This is a genomic window from Petralouisia muris, from assembly GCF_004793545.1.
GTDB classification, from domain to species: Bacteria; Bacillota; Clostridia; order Lachnospirales; family Lachnospiraceae; genus Petralouisia; species Petralouisia muris.
In genome coordinates this window covers 40,864-57,040 of sequence record NZ_SRYA01000032.1, presented here as the reverse complement: position 1 = coordinate 57,040, position 16,177 = coordinate 40,864, and the positions used below count along the sequence as shown (strand labels likewise).

At 43.7% G+C, this 16,177-nt stretch carries 21 protein-coding genes and 3 pseudogenes; 19 read left to right on the top strand and 5 right to left on the bottom strand.

Features of this window, described 5'->3' with window-relative positions; genetic code table 11:
- Positions 1-1,596: 1,596 nt before the first annotated feature.
- From E5329_RS15985 to E5329_RS15950, 9 genes are all read left to right on the top strand, one after another.
- Positions 1,597-1,872: a hypothetical protein gene (locus tag E5329_RS15985; RefSeq protein ID WP_135990471.1), complete on the top strand. Its 276-nt coding sequence runs from the start codon at positions 1,597-1,599 to the stop codon at positions 1,870-1,872.
- 166 nt (positions 1,873-2,038) lie between these two features.
- Positions 2,039-2,467 carry a hypothetical protein gene (locus tag E5329_RS15980; RefSeq protein ID WP_135990470.1) on the top strand — a complete coding sequence of 143 codons (429 nt, stop codon included), beginning with the start codon at positions 2,039-2,041 and terminating at the stop codon, positions 2,465-2,467.
- Positions 2,467-2,835 (top strand): type II toxin-antitoxin system PemK/MazF family toxin, encoded by a 369-nt coding sequence (locus E5329_RS15975; RefSeq protein WP_135990469.1) that lies wholly within the window; start codon positions 2,467-2,469, stop codon positions 2,833-2,835. Before E5329_RS15980 ends, E5329_RS15975 begins: the two co-directional genes overlap by 1 nt.
- A gap of 16 nt (positions 2,836-2,851) precedes the next feature.
- Positions 2,852-2,992, top strand: coding sequence for a hypothetical protein (locus tag E5329_RS29820; protein ID WP_168356649.1), 141 nt, complete (start codon positions 2,852-2,854; stop codon positions 2,990-2,992).
- Positions 2,986-3,528, top strand: a complete 543-nt coding sequence (locus tag E5329_RS15970; protein ID WP_275443343.1) for a hypothetical protein — start codon at positions 2,986-2,988, stop codon at positions 3,526-3,528. Before E5329_RS29820 ends, E5329_RS15970 begins: the two co-directional genes overlap by 7 nt.
- Positions 3,529-3,621: 93 nt before the next feature.
- Complete coding sequence (locus tag E5329_RS15965) at positions 3,622-3,867, top strand: DUF6870 family protein (protein WP_135990468.1); 246 nt, start codon at positions 3,622-3,624, stop codon at positions 3,865-3,867.
- Positions 3,868-4,010: 143 nt separating this feature from the next.
- Complete coding sequence (locus E5329_RS15960) at positions 4,011-5,600, top strand: recombinase family protein (protein ID WP_135990467.1); 1,590 nt, start codon at positions 4,011-4,013, stop codon at positions 5,598-5,600.
- Positions 5,601-5,698: 98 nt separating this feature from the next.
- Positions 5,699-6,511 (top strand): aldo/keto reductase, encoded by an 813-nt coding sequence (locus E5329_RS15955; protein WP_330572212.1) that lies wholly within the window; start codon positions 5,699-5,701, stop codon positions 6,509-6,511.
- 79 nt (positions 6,512-6,590) lie between these two features.
- Positions 6,591-6,788: a cysteine-rich KTR domain-containing protein gene (locus E5329_RS15950; RefSeq protein WP_408976084.1), complete on the top strand. Its 198-nt coding sequence runs from the start codon at positions 6,591-6,593 to the stop codon at positions 6,786-6,788.
- A 464-nt stretch (positions 6,789-7,252) separates the two neighbouring features.
- Here the strand turns inward: E5329_RS15950 and E5329_RS15945 are convergent, their stop codons facing one another.
- The 3 genes from E5329_RS15945 to E5329_RS15935 are packed head-to-tail and all read right to left on the bottom strand — an operon-like array spanning position 7,253 to position 9,130.
- Positions 7,253-7,444 carry a helix-turn-helix domain-containing protein gene (locus E5329_RS15945; RefSeq protein WP_135990466.1) on the bottom strand — a complete coding sequence of 64 codons (192 nt, stop codon included), beginning with the start codon at positions 7,442-7,444 and terminating at the stop codon, positions 7,253-7,255.
- A 13-nt stretch (positions 7,445-7,457) separates the two neighbouring features.
- On the bottom strand, positions 7,458-8,903 hold the full coding sequence (locus tag E5329_RS15940; protein ID WP_135990465.1) for an RNA-binding domain-containing protein: 1,446 nt from the start codon (positions 8,901-8,903) through the stop codon (positions 7,458-7,460).
- A gap of 17 nt (positions 8,904-8,920) precedes the next feature.
- The gene (locus tag E5329_RS15935) at positions 8,921-9,130 is read right to left on the bottom strand and encodes a helix-turn-helix domain-containing protein (RefSeq protein WP_135990464.1); all 210 of its coding nucleotides are present in this window, start codon (positions 9,128-9,130) and stop codon (positions 8,921-8,923) included.
- A gap of 312 nt (positions 9,131-9,442) precedes the next feature.
- On the opposite strand from E5329_RS15935, the gene E5329_RS15930 reads away from it, so the two are divergent.
- A complete protein-coding gene (locus E5329_RS15930; protein WP_135990463.1) occupies positions 9,443-10,222 on the top strand; it encodes a tyrosine-type recombinase/integrase in 780 nt (259 codons plus the stop codon).
- Between the two features lie 6 nt (positions 10,223-10,228).
- On the top strand, positions 10,229-11,008 hold the full coding sequence (gene srtB, locus E5329_RS15925; RefSeq protein ID WP_135990462.1) for a class B sortase: 780 nt from the start codon (positions 10,229-10,231) through the stop codon (positions 11,006-11,008).
- A 206-nt stretch (positions 11,009-11,214) separates the two neighbouring features.
- On the opposite strand, the pseudogene E5329_RS15920 reads toward srtB, so the two are convergent.
- Positions 11,215-12,039 (bottom strand): annotated as a pseudogene (locus tag E5329_RS15920) (IS6 family transposase); the annotation flags it as partial.
- A 152-nt stretch (positions 12,040-12,191) separates the two neighbouring features.
- On the opposite strand from E5329_RS15920, the pseudogene E5329_RS15915 reads away from it, so the two are divergent.
- Positions 12,192-12,457: pseudogene (locus E5329_RS15915) on the top strand (helix-turn-helix domain-containing protein).
- Positions 12,417-12,794, top strand: a pseudogene (locus E5329_RS15910) (TnpV protein). The pseudogenes E5329_RS15915 and E5329_RS15910 overlap by 41 nt, the downstream one beginning before the upstream one ends.
- Before the next feature lie 40 nt (positions 12,795-12,834).
- On the opposite strand, the gene E5329_RS15905 reads toward E5329_RS15910, so the two are convergent.
- Positions 12,835-13,161: a helix-turn-helix domain-containing protein gene (locus E5329_RS15905; protein ID WP_135990461.1), complete on the bottom strand. Its 327-nt coding sequence runs from the start codon at positions 13,159-13,161 to the stop codon at positions 12,835-12,837.
- Positions 13,162-13,299: 138 nt separating this feature from the next.
- On the opposite strand from E5329_RS15905, the gene E5329_RS15900 reads away from it, so the two are divergent.
- From E5329_RS15900 to E5329_RS15875, 6 genes are all read left to right on the top strand, one after another.
- Positions 13,300-13,488 carry a hypothetical protein gene (locus tag E5329_RS15900; RefSeq protein ID WP_135990460.1) on the top strand — a complete coding sequence of 63 codons (189 nt, stop codon included), beginning with the start codon at positions 13,300-13,302 and terminating at the stop codon, positions 13,486-13,488.
- Positions 13,470-13,604: a SymE family type I addiction module toxin gene (locus tag E5329_RS15895; protein WP_135990459.1), complete on the top strand. Its 135-nt coding sequence runs from the start codon at positions 13,470-13,472 to the stop codon at positions 13,602-13,604. The genes E5329_RS15900 and E5329_RS15895 overlap by 19 nt, the downstream gene beginning before the upstream one ends.
- 179 nt (positions 13,605-13,783) lie before the next feature.
- Complete coding sequence (locus E5329_RS15890) at positions 13,784-14,095, top strand: hypothetical protein (RefSeq protein ID WP_135990458.1); 312 nt, start codon at positions 13,784-13,786, stop codon at positions 14,093-14,095.
- Between the two features lie 28 nt (positions 14,096-14,123).
- Positions 14,124-14,516, top strand: a complete 393-nt coding sequence (locus tag E5329_RS15885) for a cytidine deaminase family protein (RefSeq protein ID WP_016306485.1) — start codon at positions 14,124-14,126, stop codon at positions 14,514-14,516.
- A 24-nt stretch (positions 14,517-14,540) separates the two neighbouring features.
- Entirely contained in the window at positions 14,541-15,125 is a 585-nt protein-coding gene (locus E5329_RS15880; protein ID WP_135990457.1) for a hypothetical protein, read from the top strand.
- Between the two features lie 3 nt (positions 15,126-15,128).
- Positions 15,129-16,136: a GNAT family N-acetyltransferase gene (locus E5329_RS15875; protein WP_135990456.1), complete on the top strand. Its 1,008-nt coding sequence runs from the start codon at positions 15,129-15,131 to the stop codon at positions 16,134-16,136.
- Positions 16,137-16,177: the final 41 nt, after the last annotated feature.

Genomic DNA, 16,177 nt, shown 5'->3' with positions numbered 1-16,177 from the left:
ACTATCATACAGGTTTGCTCCAGTTTTGTATAGGTACTCGCGTTTTACCGTTTACGTAAAAGAAGGCAGTTTTACCATATGGGTGTGGTTAAAACTGTTTTCATGTCTGTTTTATGCAATAGCGAGCTACTTTCTGCAAAGCTGATAGACTCTTATGATATTATAAGTACACTTGCTAAATAAGAGATTTCATTGAACAGGAGAAGTTAAAGGGATAGTTGATAATGCTTTTGAAAAATAATAATATCGAAATTACAGGTAGCGGATTTTTTTACAGAAATAGAGGTGGAAAAGGGTAATGAGGAGTTTGTACTTTCTGAATCTGATAAAGAGGCAATTAAAAAAACATTGAGGAGATAGAACGCTTGAAAACGAAAAAAGGAAAGTAAAGTATGAAACAATTTAAAAAATTGTTAAGTTCATTATTGATTGTTTGCATGTTGATAACAATATTTTCTGTTACTGTGTTTGCTCAAAACACAAATGATGCCACAGATAATGCGTATAGTGAAGCGATAGTATTCGTCGCTTGAAGAATTTGCCGAAGCAAACACAGTAGAATTGGAGGCGTAAGGAATACAGGTTATTGGCGGATAAGCATATGAGATGGGACAGACTGATCCAATTGCTCATGTGATAAATATATTTTGGATAGATTGTGATATTGGTATAATGTAAGTAGCAAGATTGGTCTGGGAACATACTTAACCAATACAAATTATCTGCTCAAAAGAGTTAATGGTACTTTTTTATTGGGATGATTTATCAACTTATGCTCAATGAGCAACCGATATTGGTGCGACTCTTATTGTTCCTACATATCCGATTTATAGTGCTTACGAAACTAAGAAAACATTTCCATCTGGAATAAAAGTAAAATGTGATATTTACGGAAATGTTGATGCTGTTTCTGAAATTTCTGGTGAGGCTTTTGATTATACCGATACAGTAACTATATCATAATGGCTCACCAAAGTGTTAAATAATTCTACAAAATTTTAAAAATCGTTTTCAAGTGATTATACAAAAAGGTTGCTCTATTATTCTGAAAAATGTAGTAGAGCAGCTTTTTTCTTTTTGAGCATTTCTCGTGTATGACAGATCTTAGGATGGCACATATCGGCTATAAATAGCGGATACTGATACTTTGAAAACAACTCTTTTTTTATGATAGTTGTAGGCTTGAGAAAGCCAAAACAATTTAATAGGACATGCATACATCTGATTTTATTTTTGTCTTTTATTTTTTTGTTTGTGGTTATTCAGGGATAAAGGGATGGCAGAACTCCGTTTCGTACGAAGTTGTACCTGTAATGAATAACATTGTTGCCAATGAAAGTATGGAGCAGAGGATTGTGCCTATTGACATAGCAGTCTGAGGTAATGAGGTAAAACAGCACCAGATTTTGTTTCCGATCTGACAGTCAGGGTGGCATATATCAGCTACAAATAGTGCAATCTGGCACTCTGAAAACAATCCCCTTTTAGTTATGATAGTTGCAGGCTTGAGAAAGCCAAAACAATTTAATAGGACACGCATACACCTGATTTTATTTTCGCCTTTTTACCCGTCTATGCTTATGCAGGGATAAAGGGGTGGCAGAATCCCGTTTCGTGCGAAGATGTACCTGCAAGGATTTCATTGTTGCCTGTGAAGGTATGGAGCAGAGGATTGTGCCTACTGGCATGGCAGTCAGAGGTAATGAGATAGAACGGCACCGGAATTTCAGCGAAAAGCATTTTTCGGGAGTGGCTGCCTGTGGATTCCGTCTGGTTGGGCATGACGGAGGCGCAGTGTGGGATGGGAGCCGTCCCAGTGTATGTTACCCGGTTCGGGGACAAGCGAGAGCCAGTCTGATATTTTCAGATTGAACAGAGGGGTAATGTGGCGGAAACACCACGTTATCCTCTGATACAGGCAAGCCTTGCAGTTATCAGATAACAGCAGGCAAGGCTTTCCTGTATGAGAGGATAAAGCCGGCAAAAACTTCTCTTTTGTTTCAGTCAATGAAAATAGAAGAAAGAACAGGTGATTATCATGTGCAGTAATGTGAAAAGTTTTGAGGTCGGCTTGCTTGTGCATCCGGCAGTCATGTTTATGAACTCCAACAAGTCAGAGAGCAATATCCGCCAGATCATTCAGCAGAACCGTCAGAAGTGCAGCTTGGCAGGCATAGCACTGATGAATGAAACGATTGTCAACAAGGGACCGAACAGGGATATTGACCGTGATGCGGTAAATATGCTGATTAACCATCTGATTACCGGGCAGTATGATACGGTTGTCGTGGAAAACATGGCTGATATAACAGCGGACGAGTCCGATCTGGAAGAATTTATGTACGATGCTGCCAACATTGGCGTCGGATTTTTTGAACTTTCTACCATGCAGTACCATATGTACGATACAACAAAGTGTTCTGCCGACAACGAAAGACCGATATGGGGCGGGGGTAAGTGCTGCTGATGAAGATAAGGAGAGGCGACATTCTGTATGCCGATTTGGGCGTACAGTATCAGGGAAGTACGCAGGGCGGTATGCGCCCTGTGGTGGTGGTCAGTAACAACATGGCAAACAAACACAGCACTGTCTTAACGGTCGTTCCGCTGTCTACGAAGATTTACAAGAAACGGAGCCTGCCCACGCATGTATTCATATCGGCATATAAGACGGAAGGACTGGACCAGCACAGCATCGCATTATGCGAACAGGTAACGGCGCTGAACTTTGACCGTATCATAGAACACATGGGAAAGGTCGATGAAAAAACGCTCGGCAGGATCACGGAGGGCGTACAGGTGCAGGTAGGCGTGTTTGACAGATACAACAAATAAGGAAAAGGTGGTAAATATGTTCAAGGTAAGACATTTTGCAGCAGCAGGCTTGTTTTTGGCTTTATCGGTACTTGCCGTTTCGGGAATGGTTGTCTCCACAAAGAGAAAGACATATGGGCGTCTGCGCTGGAACGACAACGATGACAGAGGATGGTAAATTTAAGAAACAAGGTAAATCATTACAAAGCCGGGCAGATGTCCGGCTGTTTACATATTTGTCCGCTGCGGGACAGTGTATGTCATTCAGATAAATTTAATGGATGGAGGATTGCAGGACGAAAGGAGCATGTAAAGATGGGCTTTACAAAATTGGAACTGGTTCGGTTCTTTGACGGACTGACAGAACTTGTCAATAAGGAAAACCGGGGGAAAGCCAGAGTCCAGATACGGAAATTTTTACTTGAATTTGAAAAGAGCTACCAGTATGAGGATGCAGTAACGCAGAGAAATGTGCCGTACATTCCGCCTTACTACATACCCGCAATGCCGCAGGCTGTACAGGAGGAAATCAGGGAAAAGCTGGCTGCAAAGCTGACAGGGCAGGAGGAAAATGCCACTGAACGGATAGAACAGTTCATGCGTTCACAAATCTATGACCTGAAAGGACTGATTGACATTAAGGAGTATGTGGCGTGGGTAGACAAAGAGATATACAGGAATTTCCAGAAGAGGCTTGAAGCAAGCAGGGAATAAGATTTTCATAAAACCTTTCATAGCCGGATCTGCGGTCCGGCATACATAGCTGCCCGGAAACATCAGGCAGTATTTTTATTGGGAGGTAATGCAATGACGGCAGAAGAATACAGGAAAATGCTTAATACAGACTTTTCGGATGTGGAACTTGAGGAACTGACAGACATAAGCGGGATTCAGATTGACAGGGGATTGCCGCTGGAAGAAAGAAAACAGCAGTATCTTAAAAAAGTCGGCAATCCCTATCTGGTGCGTGTCGGCAACATGAAAGTCAAGGTGCGGTTTACGGGCGGTATATCCTTTAATGAAGCATTTGAAAATATGCTTTTGTCCGTCTGATAAATTTTTTTCAGAATCTGGTGGAAATAATCCGGAGGGTGTGCTACAATAATGTTAGGACTAAATTTCATTATTTCTAACTTGGGACTAAACAGGCACTCCCTTCGGGTTTTCTGACTTAGAAAATCAAAAGGAGTGGTAACATGAGTAACAAGATTAAGAAAATCTACCATGCAGCCATCTACGTTAGGTTATCTAAGGAAGATGGCGATGTTTCCAGCGCTGCGAAAGCAGAGAGCAACAGCATTTCAAACCAGAAAAATCTTATCCGTGATTTCCTGAAGGACAAGGAAGATATTGAAGTAGTGTCGGAACGTGTTGACGACGGTTATTCAGGCTCTAATTTCAACAGACCGGGGGTGCAGGCATTAATTGAAGCTGCAAAAAGCGGAAGTATCAATATGGTCATTGTCAAGGATTTCTCCCGTTTTGGCAGGGATTACCTTGAAGTAGGGCGGTATCTGGAATACATCTTTCCTATCTTGCAGATACGCTTTGTGTCTGTGAATGACAATTACGACAGCAGCGACAAATTCGGGACAACAGGCGGTATGAGCGTTGCATTGAAGAACCTTGTATATGGAATGTACAGTGCAGACCTGTCAAAGAAAATCCGCTCGGCAAGGAATATAAGGGCAAGGAACGGGGAGTTTATCGGACAGTATGCACCATATGGGTACAGGAAGAACCCGGAAAATAAGCATGAACTGCTGATTGATGAAAATGTAGCCTGGGTAGTCCGAAAAATTTTTCAAATGGCTGCTGACGGAATAAACCATTCTGAAATCGCAAGGCAGCTCAACGAGGCAGGGATACCAACAAGGTATCTGTACCACAAGCTAAGGGGAGACAACTTTCCTGATAAACAGCCGCATGTAAAGATAAAGAAGTGGGATAACACTGCGGTAAAAGACATTATTACAAATGAAACGTATCTTGGCACAATGTTCTGGAACAGGGCAAAATGCGGAATGGATACCAACAAGAAGCGGATAGAGCAGCCGAGGGAAACATGGATTGTCGTGGAAAACCAGCATGAAGCCCTTGTATCCAAAGAACTTTTTGATAAAGCAAATGCGAATATCGTTGGTCTTGATATGAACGGGAGAGCGGTAGGGAAGAAAAATCTTTTCTTTATCTGTGGGTACTGTGGAAAAACCCTGAAACACAGGAACAGGACAAACGATAAATATTATTGCAGAACTGGCACACAGCAGTTAGAGAATGACTGCCAGAGGGTAAACATCAGGATAAAAGAGCTTGAAGATGCTGTTTTATGTCAGGTAAGGGGAATGGCGGCTATGCTGATAGAAGCAAAGAATATCCGCAAAAATGCTCAAAAGAATGACCGGAAAAAAGTTTTAGAGACAACGGTTGATGACAGCACAAGGGAAATGGCACGATGGAAGGACACAAAGGTTCGTCTGTATGAACAGTATAAAGCTGGAACAATCACCAGAGAGGATTATGTTGCCCGGATTGAAAAAGGCAAAATAAGAATGGAAGAACTGGAACAGATCAAGAGCGAAGCACAAGCAGAACTGAACAATATGCAGACAGTATCAAAGCCGGAGGAAATACCGGACGAAGAACTGGCAGAACTTTCCGTTCTGGAGTCCTTTGATAAGGAGAGGTTAAAAGCATTGATTGATAAGGTTATTGTCTATGGGGCAGATGCCATAGAGATTGTGTGGAAAGTAGGCAATCCGTTTGAGGCGGAAATTACCGCATGAATATCTGTTCCACTTTATAGTAATTAATGGTATAATATGAGCCATAGGCAGGCATTGTCTGTGGCTCGCTACAAAATGAAATTTTTTTTATTCCTTACTTGACACAAGCAGACTATTACCTGCTCCATGCCATGATGGAAGGAGGCTATAAAAAATATGATAAGTTCCATCTTTGGGATTTTGTGGGCGAACAGAAAGCAAAAGGGCTTGTAAAACACATGGGTTTTTCCTTCCATGCAGGACCGCAGTTACTGGACCGGCTGCTTAAGGAACATCCGGAAGTGGATTTTGTGCAGCTGCAGATCAATTATGCAGACTGGGAGAATCCGTCTGTGACGGCAAGAGCAAATTATGAGGTTGCCAGAAAGCATGGGAAATCCATTGTGGTAATGGAACCGGTGAAAGGCGGAAATCTGGCGAATCCGCCTGCAGCAGTAAAAAGGCTGTTAGATGAATATCATCCGGACATGTCCTATGCATCCTGGGCGATCCGTTTTGTGGCTTCTCTGGATGGAATCATTACTGTTCTGTCCGGGATGTCAAATACGCAGCAGATGGAAGATAACCTTTCCTACATGAAGAAATTCCAGCCATTGAATGAGGCGGAACAGAAGATCATTCAGGAGGCGCAGCGGATACTTGGAAATTCATCGACCATTCCCTGCACCGCCTGTCACTACTGTACGGAAGGCTGCCCGAAAAAGATCCCGATCCCGGAGATCTTCTCTGCCATGAATAAACAGCTTGGCAATGGGCAGATGGCAGAGGCTGTTTCGGATTACCGGAAAGCGACCAGTTTGACGGGGAAAGCATCGGAATGTATAAACTGTAGGCAATGCGAGCGTATCTGTCCGCAGCATCTTGGAATTACAGATTATCTGAAGCAATGTGTAGATGCATTAGAAAAATAAGCATCAAGCCAGGAAGGAGAAATGGACTATGTCAAAAGTTATTGCAAAGACCCTGAAGATAATGTTTAAAGGAAAGTAAATGGTAAAAAGGATGGATAAAGATTGGATACGTTGTCCTGTATGTGGGAGCAAAACCCGTGACAAAATCAGGGCAGATACAGAGATGAAAAATTTCCCGGTATTCTGCCCAAAGTGCAAACGGGAAATTCTAATAGATGTAGAGCAATTTCAAATAACCGTAATTCATGAGCCAGCCGCTAAGCCGCAGAGCCGATGAATTTGCAGATGATGCAGATTCTCAGCCCTGCGGCTTTTTCTTATACAGCATATAACCGGGAGGAGGTGGTGAACTTTTGAGATGAAAGAATACAGTTGGGAATGGAGGGATGCATATAGGAAAAAAATAGAAATATTCTTCTCCTTATTGTGTTCTGAACATAAAAACTGAATATTTGGCAGCCTATTCAGAAAGCATGAATAATCAAAACCGACGCCTGCACTATGCTGAGCGTCGGTTCTTTTTATGGTTCAGTTTCAGAATGGAATGCCAGCCATTTGGAACCATAAGTATCCAGGTAAAACCGGTTGCCATACTCATTTTCAACAAATCGGCATTTTACATGGTAGTATCCCTGCAGCTCTTTTCTTAAATCTGAGTCTGGAGAAATCGGCTCCAGCCAGATTTCTTTTTGCCTTTTGACTTCAGAACGGGACAGCGGCGGTTTGTCTGGCAGTTCTATTTCAGAGAATTGAGGAGCAGGAAATCGGTTGTAACGCCGTAGAGGGGGCCATATTCTCAAGGCTGTCTATGGACGGGGACTTCCGTTCGCCCTCCCAGGCGCTGAGCGTCGGCTGGGAAACGCCGAGCTTTTCGGCGGCTTCAATTACCTTTAATTTATTGATCTGTCTTGCCGTTTTAAATTGTTTTGGCATTTTATCACCGCCTTTATTCCAGAATGGCCCATTTTACATGCTGCCGGCTTCCCTGGTTTTCAATCATGCGCTTTTCAATTAAAACTGCTATGCAGCGCTGCACAGTCCTTGTAGAAAGTCTAATGCTGTCGGCAATCAAGCGTGTAGAGGCTTCCGGATTTGCTTTTACAAAATGGTACACAAGAAGCTCATTTTTAGAGATGTCTGCTTGGGCAGCGTTTTTGGCGGTATTGGGGCTACAAGTCGCGCCACTTGTGCCAGAAGTCGCGCCATCTGCGTCAGAAGCCGCGTCAATACGGTTCCGGATTGTCGCATTCAGCATAAAAGCAACATCTTTATATTCCGGCGCTGGCAGTCCTGCTTTTTCCATCTCCCGGTACATCCGGTCAACGCCTTCCCCAAATTCCTGCACATAATCATACTCATGTAAAAAGGCAGCAATTTTAGGGTTGCGGGAAAAGTGGACCTGGCGCATATTGTTCAGACGGACAATGCCGGGCAGGTTGCCGGGGCTTTCCACAACAATCCTGTCATCGAACATTTTGACCTGGATGTCGGTGCCCTTGATGCTGTAGTCGCGATGCGTGGCGGCGTTTATGATAATTTCCTTCCAAACGAATTCTGGGAATTCGGGTGTTGTGACAAATTTTCCTTCTTTTCCGAGGTAAGTATGCTCCTTGATCTGGTCCCGGACGAAGGAGAGTGTCTTTTCCACCATGTCGAGGATGCGCCCGGTGAATATTTTATCCTTTACCACGTTCATTTCAGCGCCGACTTTGGCTTCCGTGCCGTCATAGCGGATGAAGCGGATCCTTGCCCGCTGGAAATATTGCTGCGGGTCTTTCCCAAACAGGAGGATGGCGGCGCCGCTCATTTCCTGGCGGCCGCTTTTCGTGACAATAAAGGATTTGTTCTGACGGATATATTCCTCTGGCGATTTGGCATACCCAATCTTTTTGCAGTAGGATGCCACGAAGTCCATATCAATATCCTCAATGGAGGAATCAGCGACCGGTTCATCTTCGTAATAGCGTGAGCCTTTGGAATACATCAGCCGCAGCCGGTCGTCAAAGTTGAGTTTCTGGGATTTATCACCCATACGGTAATACACGTCATCCTGCTGGTTCGCATGGAGTTCCGGGCTCTGGGGGATCTTGATGACCAGAAGGTGGTTGGGCTTCCCGTTTTTATCCATGCATTCCAGGGTTTCCGTTTCGATAAGGACAGAGGGCCTGCAGAAATCAAAGGGGATGCGCAGGATTTCATTGACATTTTGGGTATAGTCATCAATTCCTGTAATTTCACCGTTATCTTCAATCCCAATCACTAATGTGCCGCCGTCAGCGTTGGCAAAGGCGGTGATATGATTGGACAGCCCTTTTGGATCCTTGCGGGCGCTTTTCCGGTCGTAAGTCTGGTCTTCTTTTTTTGTTTTTAATTCTTCCACAGAATATTTCATAGAGAACCTCCATGCCATCAGGCATCTGTGTGTGCCGCTGGCTTTGTTTTTATATATTTGCCGCTTTTGATTCTGGCATCAGATGGTTTTTCCGCATTTTCCGGAATCAGCCAGGTGTTCCCGGTTTTCTGGACTTCCGGGATGCGTCCCTCTGCACACAGGACAGCGACGCGCCGTTTTGAGAGTCCCCACTTTTTTCCGGTTTCCTGCGTTGAAAGAAATTTCATACTCCTTTTCCTCCTTGCGTATAGTCATATTATATTCATTCAGATGAATAATATCAAGGAGATTCTAAAAAATTCAAAATGGCATAGGCATATTTTTTGGAAATCAAAGTCTTAAGGTTCTTATACATAATGCGAATTGTGTTTAACTCATAGGAGGTAATCCCGTTGTTTTACATATTCAGTAAAAACATAATCAGCGGATGATGCAGATGAAATGAGTTAGACATAATTAGAAGATGGAGGCAGTTGGCAGTTTGCGTTGTAATAACGGCTCGTTTCCCGTGTAATGAAAAGTACGAGGAGCGTGGGAAGATGATAGACAGATTTGCTTTGTATATGCAGAAGCTGGGAAAGTCCCAAAATACAATGGCAATATATATCCGGAATGTCCGCCAGTATTTTGAATGGTGCGAATTCAGCTTTGGGAATGCGCCGCCGCAGTTGTACCGGGCAAATGTGCTGGAGTATATTTCCTATATGCGGAACCTGAAAGGCTATTCCCCAAAATCCGTAAATAACCATTTATCCGCGCTGCGCTGCCTGAACGGGTTCTTAGTGGGCGAAGGAGTCCAGACTGAGGCAGTGGCTTTGAAAACGGATTTTATGAAAGTGCAGCTGCAGTATGCGAGTCCCTGTACGGTTGAGAAAAGGGATGTCGATGCATTCCGTCAGCGGCTTTTGGAGAGTGGGAGGAAACGGGATTATGCCATTGTCACCCTGTATGCTTATTCGGGGCTTCGGAGAACGGAGTGTGTCGGTTTATTATTGGAGCAGGTTGACCTGGTATCGAAAGAGAACTGTGTTGTAGGGAAGGGGGATAAGCAGAGGCTGGTCTATATCAATGACAAAATCGTCCATGCAATCCGGGAATACTTAAAGGAGCGCAGGTCAGAAAGCCCGTATCTTTTTGTCAGCAGGCAGAGTGGGAAACTCTCTCCTTCCAGGATCAATCAGATATTCAACCAGTATGCTGGAGAGTGGGTATTCATCCATGAGATAGCGAACCAGGCAGGGCACAGTAACGTCCAGACAACTTTGATTTACAGCAACTCTACAGCAAAGGAGATGAAAGAGAAAGCCAATCGGCTGTGAAGAATTATGAAAAAGAATAGATTATATACGATACTCATTTTAATTTTTACAGGGATTTTTATGACAGGAGCCATCCAGATTTATCGACAGCTGAAGGATTATGGTGAAGGGGAATCCTCCTATACTGAGATAGAACAGTATGTTTGGGTGGAGGAGGCCCCAGAAGACAGCGGAGATGAGGAACAAAATGGAAGCCAGTCTGGAGAGGAGGAACCTGACCTCCGCTGGCCGGCCATAGATTTTGATGCACTTAGTGAAATCAATTCGGATATTGTGGCCTGGATTTATATTGAGGATACAGAAATTAACTATCCAGTGGTGCAGGGGACGGACAACCAATATTATCTGAAGCGTTTATTCAACGGTAAATGGAATGGTTCGGGATGTATCTTCCTGGACAGCCGGAACTCACCGGATTTGTCAGACCGGCACAGCATTATCTATGGGCACCACATGAAAAACGGTACCATGTTTTCTGGATTGACGGAGTATAAAAAGCAGGGATTTTATGAGGGGCACCCGGTTGTTTTGCTAATGATGCTGGAACAGAATGTCAGGGTTGAGATTTTTGCCGGTTATGTGGCAAGAGTCAGCGACAAAGCATGGGAAATCGCGCTGGGATCTGACGTGGAGTTTAGGGAATGGATGGAAGAGGCAAAAGAACGCTCCTGCTTTAAAAGTGAAATCACCCCGGCAGTCACAGACAGGATTGTGACGCTTTCAACCTGCAACTATGAGTTTGATAATGCAAGGTTTGTTCTATTGGGTGTTGTCCGTGACGAATGAGTGCTTTACTTCATGCAGATGATTGTGTAAGCTTTGTTGGCAGGTATGCAAAAACGGAAGAGTTACATATTATAATAAAAACCATTTATAACGTGGTAGTGTCAAGTAATCTATGAAAAACTGAGCTGAAAAAAACAGGCTCAAATGAACCTTGAAAACTGTAGATATCGGCCCTGAAAAGCTCTCCGAGGGCTTAGGGCATTGCCCTAAGAACCCACAAGGGACCAGTCCCCGTTTTTCTGCTGGTTCAGGATGGTCTGCTGGCCAAGGCAGATGAGAAGCTGCCATTTTCCAGGCATGTTGTCAGCGCCCCGCAGCATTTCTACTTCGTTAAGAACTTTGTAGTTCTTGTGTTTATGCGGACGGAGAAAGTTATAGTATGCGACCCAGAGGGCAAGGTCGCAGTTGGCGCCGTCGATGTGATCAAAGCTGTTTGTGTGACGGTAAGATGCCTTATAAGTGCGGTTGAGCCGTTCAATCATCTGTTTGAAGGGACGGTGTTCTTTGGAAACAGCATCGTCGTTGGTAAGTCCAATCACCTGAGTGATTTTGAATGTAAAATCTTTTCCCAGCTTTTTTGCAAATTCCATTGCAGTGAGCGGGTAGGCGCTGTAACCGTCAGCAATGAACTTAAAGTTTTCCGGCGGTTTTGCAAGTCCCCGGAAAGCCATGCGCATGGCGAGGATAAAGGGGCCGATGCCACGGTTATCAGATATCTGGTAGCCAACGATGGATCGGGATGCGGCATTCATAATGAGCCAGACATAGGATTTGATCCCACGGATTTTGATATAGGTTTCATCGGCAGTAAAAACATGCCCTTTTTCGCAGGGGTATTAGTCAACAAAGGGTTTCACGCAGATAGCCGCAGTCTTGCAGTAATTAGCGATCTGCTGGTGGGAAACGCCGATGTTGTACAGGTTTCTGAGAGCCTGCGAGGTTTTCCGAAGGGGGAGGCCAAGGTTGACGTGTAGGGTCAGGCACAAGGACATTACGTGGGCATTATGCTTGCTGAATTTCAGGGATGAAGCAGGTCATGGCTAATTAGAGGTAATCAAAAGAGGAAAGGAAAAGCACAATCCAGACGGAACCGGCGATACCGTCAAGAAATATTTGTGAGTTAGCAAGAATCCTGATATAATGGGTGTAAACGCCCATCCGGGGCAGAAAGGCAGGGAGAAAAATGCACATCAGCTACAAACCGCTCTGGCACACACTGATAGAGCGCAACATGAGGAAAGAGGATTTAAGGCTTGCCTGACCACAAATATGATTGCCAACAGGGGTAAAGAAGGGAAACATATCAGCATGGACACACTTGCCCGCATTTGTGAAATACTGGATTGTAGCATTATGGACGTGATTGAGCTGGCCAGTGACGAGCCTTCCACCACAGGAGGGAACGACAATGGAAAAACTGAAAGAAAGAAACACAGAGAACGGCATTGATTATATTCTGGTAGGCGACTACTATATCCCGGACTTGAAACTGCCGTAGGAGAACCGCCCCATCGGACGCTATGGGCGGCTGCACCGGGAATATCTCAAACAGGAGCACCCGGCACGGTACAGCTCCCTTATCCTGACCGGGAAATTGTGGATATACCTTGCTGACCTGAACGAGCAGGCGGAGGAACGGCTGGACTTAATCATCAAGCAGATGAAAGCCGCCGAGGGAGTGACCGAGGAACTGAAAACCCAAAGCCAGCTTGAATGGGTAGGCCGGATGAACAATATCCGCAGCCGGGCGGAGGAAATTATAAACAGCGAGCTAATTTATATTTGATTGGACATGGAAAGGCCAGCCGATTACCCGGCTGGTCTTTCTAACCTTCCTTGCGCTCCAATACCGCCCGAATCATGGCAGCGGCGATTTCCTGCTGGCAGGGCGACGTGCTTTCCCATAGCTCTGCCAGTTCCCGTATTTTGCTGACCTCATTATCTTCCAGCGCATCCCGCAGCAGATAATCAGGAGAGATTTTCAGCGCATTGCAGGTATTGATAAATACGGACAGACTGGGAACCTTTGCCCCGCCCTCAATCTGCCGGAGGTAAGTTGCGTTGATATTGCACAGTTCCGAGAGCCTGTCTGCCGTGAATCCCCGGTCTTTCCTCACCATGTTGATACGTCTGCCTAATCCTTTTCCTTCCATAATGCCCATCCATTTCATAAGCTATTAGCATTTATTTTGTTCACTTTTAGACTACATCACGCATAGGGATTGCAATAGATTCTAAAAGACTATATAATATTAGCTAGTAGACTATAAATATAAAAGGGGAATAACAGAATGGAACTGAACTATTTTAGGGACAGGCTTTTTGATTTACTGAACGACAGCGAGGGGATGGGGATTGCCGACCTGAACGCAGACGAGCGGAACAGCCTGCTCACTGTCAGGACAGAGGAAGGGAATGTATTTGAAATCGTATGCAGACAGGCAGCGGGGAAGGAGGGTGGATGGACGACCGCAAACTGACCGTTTATAACGGGTGTGGGGCTTTCAAAAAATTGCCACCGCAGATTCTTTTACAAGGAAACTGGCTGGAACAGGCCGGATTTTCCGCAGGGGATAAAATTACCGTGAAATGCTAGCAGGGGCAGCTTACCGTCACGAAAGACGGAACAAGAGCAGATTCAGGGGAATAATGTTTATCACGGCAAAATGAATTTTTTGTAAAATTTATTCCCGATGGAAAGTGATTGCGGTATAATAGAATCATCGAAAATCAGTACTTGTAGTGCTGATAAATTCTGAAAGGAGAAAAGATATTATGAATATTGATAGAGAGGAATATATTAAAAGTCTGGAGGAAAGAATAGAAAAACTCGAAAAACTATTTGAACATTTATGTATTGATCAATGTAAAGAGATAGCACTTACTAAGTGTTCCTTGGGAGATATCAAACTTGGTGATAATTGCAATATCACATTGAAGAACTGCCCTGTTGGAGGCGTGATATCAGATATTGAAGATGCAGAAAGTAGAGTTGATGATTTGGAAAATAGGATAGAGGATATATTGAATGACATTGATGAGGCAGGAATTCGTTTGGATACATTGAAAAATGATTCTAAATGCTAAATTTTAATTTATTAAGGAGAGCAAAACAGTGAACAAAGAATGGAAAAGGTTATATGAAGAAGCAATGAGCGTTTTGAATCCCCATGATGTTTCAAATAAAATGTGGGTAGGGAGTGTGGCATCTGCCGTACTCACGAAAAAAGGTAATATTTATAAGGGTATATGCATTGACACGGACGGCTCTATAGGGATGTGCGCGGAAAGAAATGCTTTATCAACAATGCTTACATATGGTGAAAGTGAGATTACAAAAGTGGTTTCAGTATATAAAGATGGAAATATAATTCCATCTTGTGGTATTTGTAGAGAATTTATGATGCATTTAGGCGGAGACGTGGAAAATATTGAAATTCTATTGGATAAAGAAGGTCGGACAACAAGATTGATTGATTTGATGCCTGAATATCCACGACATAAATAAATTTCAGTTTAGGGGAGAGTCGTTATGATACTATATCATGGAAGCAACACCGGAAATATTAAAGTATTAAAACCTAATCAGGCTGACCATGATCGGCCATATGTGTATATGACTACAATGGATGTGGTTGCCGCATTCTATTTATGCAACGCTGTAGAAAGACCCTATTATTGGTTCCCTTATGGGTTTGAAGGAGGCAGCGCTATACCAGTCTATCACGAACTGTACCCGAATGCGCTGAGAGAAGTATCGGAAGGCATCAGTGGATATATCTACAAAGTTCTTGCAGAAGAAAACCAGGTCATTCCATTTAAAAATATCCCCTGTGCAAGACTGGCGACAGAACCTGTTGAAGTGACAGAGTTCCTCCGGGTAGAGAATGCATATGCGCTGTTTATGGAATATGTGAAGCAGGGCAAAATGAAAGTGGGGCGTTTTGAAGATAAATCAGAAAAACAGCTGGATTGGTGGTACTCATGCTGCATCGAATACTTAAAGGAAAAGCATATGATAGAAACCCCGGATTGTTCCTATGCTTCGTTTATAAAATCAAAATTGCCGGGGGTGTGGGAAAGATATATTGCAGAATGCAATTTGCGGAGGGAATAATCCATGGAAACAAAAGATTTGATATTAAGAAATTGGCAGGATAGCGATGCAAAGGCTTTATATGAAATGTGTCTTGACGAGACTTTGAGAAAAAGTGGGATTGATTTCTACAATTCGATTACTGACAGCCGGAATACAATCCAATGTTGGAAGAATGACAGGGGCTTTAAAGTGATTGCCGATAAAAGAAACGATAATTTTATAGGATTTATAAGCCTGGGAGGTATGAACCGATATGACGGCTATATGGAAATAGAGTATGCTGTCGCTGCCAGGTATCGGAATAACGGCTGCGCAATGCAGGCTGTGCAAAGGATGCTTGATTACGGATTCAAAGAGATGAACTTATCAGCCATCGCCGCATGGGTGCGGTCACATAATAAGGAAAGTATAAAAGTTTTGGAAAAATGTTCCTTTACCTATGAAGGCAGATTGAGAAAACACGCCCGCGATAAAAGCGATACACTGTGTTATTCCATTTTAAGAGAAGAATGGGAAGGGCTCAGACGTTTATGCATAGATATCCGTGCCATGAATTATGATGATATTCCGTCTATTTGCAGAGCAGATGGTGACGAGAGCAAGAAGAACATCGACTATTTAAAACGGCAGTTGGATAATCAGGAAAAAGGCGAGTGTACCGCGTTGCTTGCACTGTACAACGATGCCGTGGCAGGACATGTCTTTTTGTATCACAAATGCAGATGGGGTGGGCTGGCCGGCCATAATATTCCGGGTATCGTAGATTTGATCGTATTCGAAAAATACAGGCGGAAGAAAATAGCTACTATGTTATTGGATGCAGCAGAAAACATTGCCAGGCAGCATTGCAATAAGATATATCTGGATGTCTGCTTAAACAGCGACTACGGACCTGCCCAGAGATTCTATATCAAAAGAGGCTACATTCCGAATGGAAAAGGGGCATATTATGAAGAAAAAATATGTGAAACAAACGCCGTTTGCAGAAATGATGATGAGCTGACACTATGTCTGGTAAAAGAATTGTGAATCGTATCTCAAACCACGTCAGTTTGCTTATGACTATACAA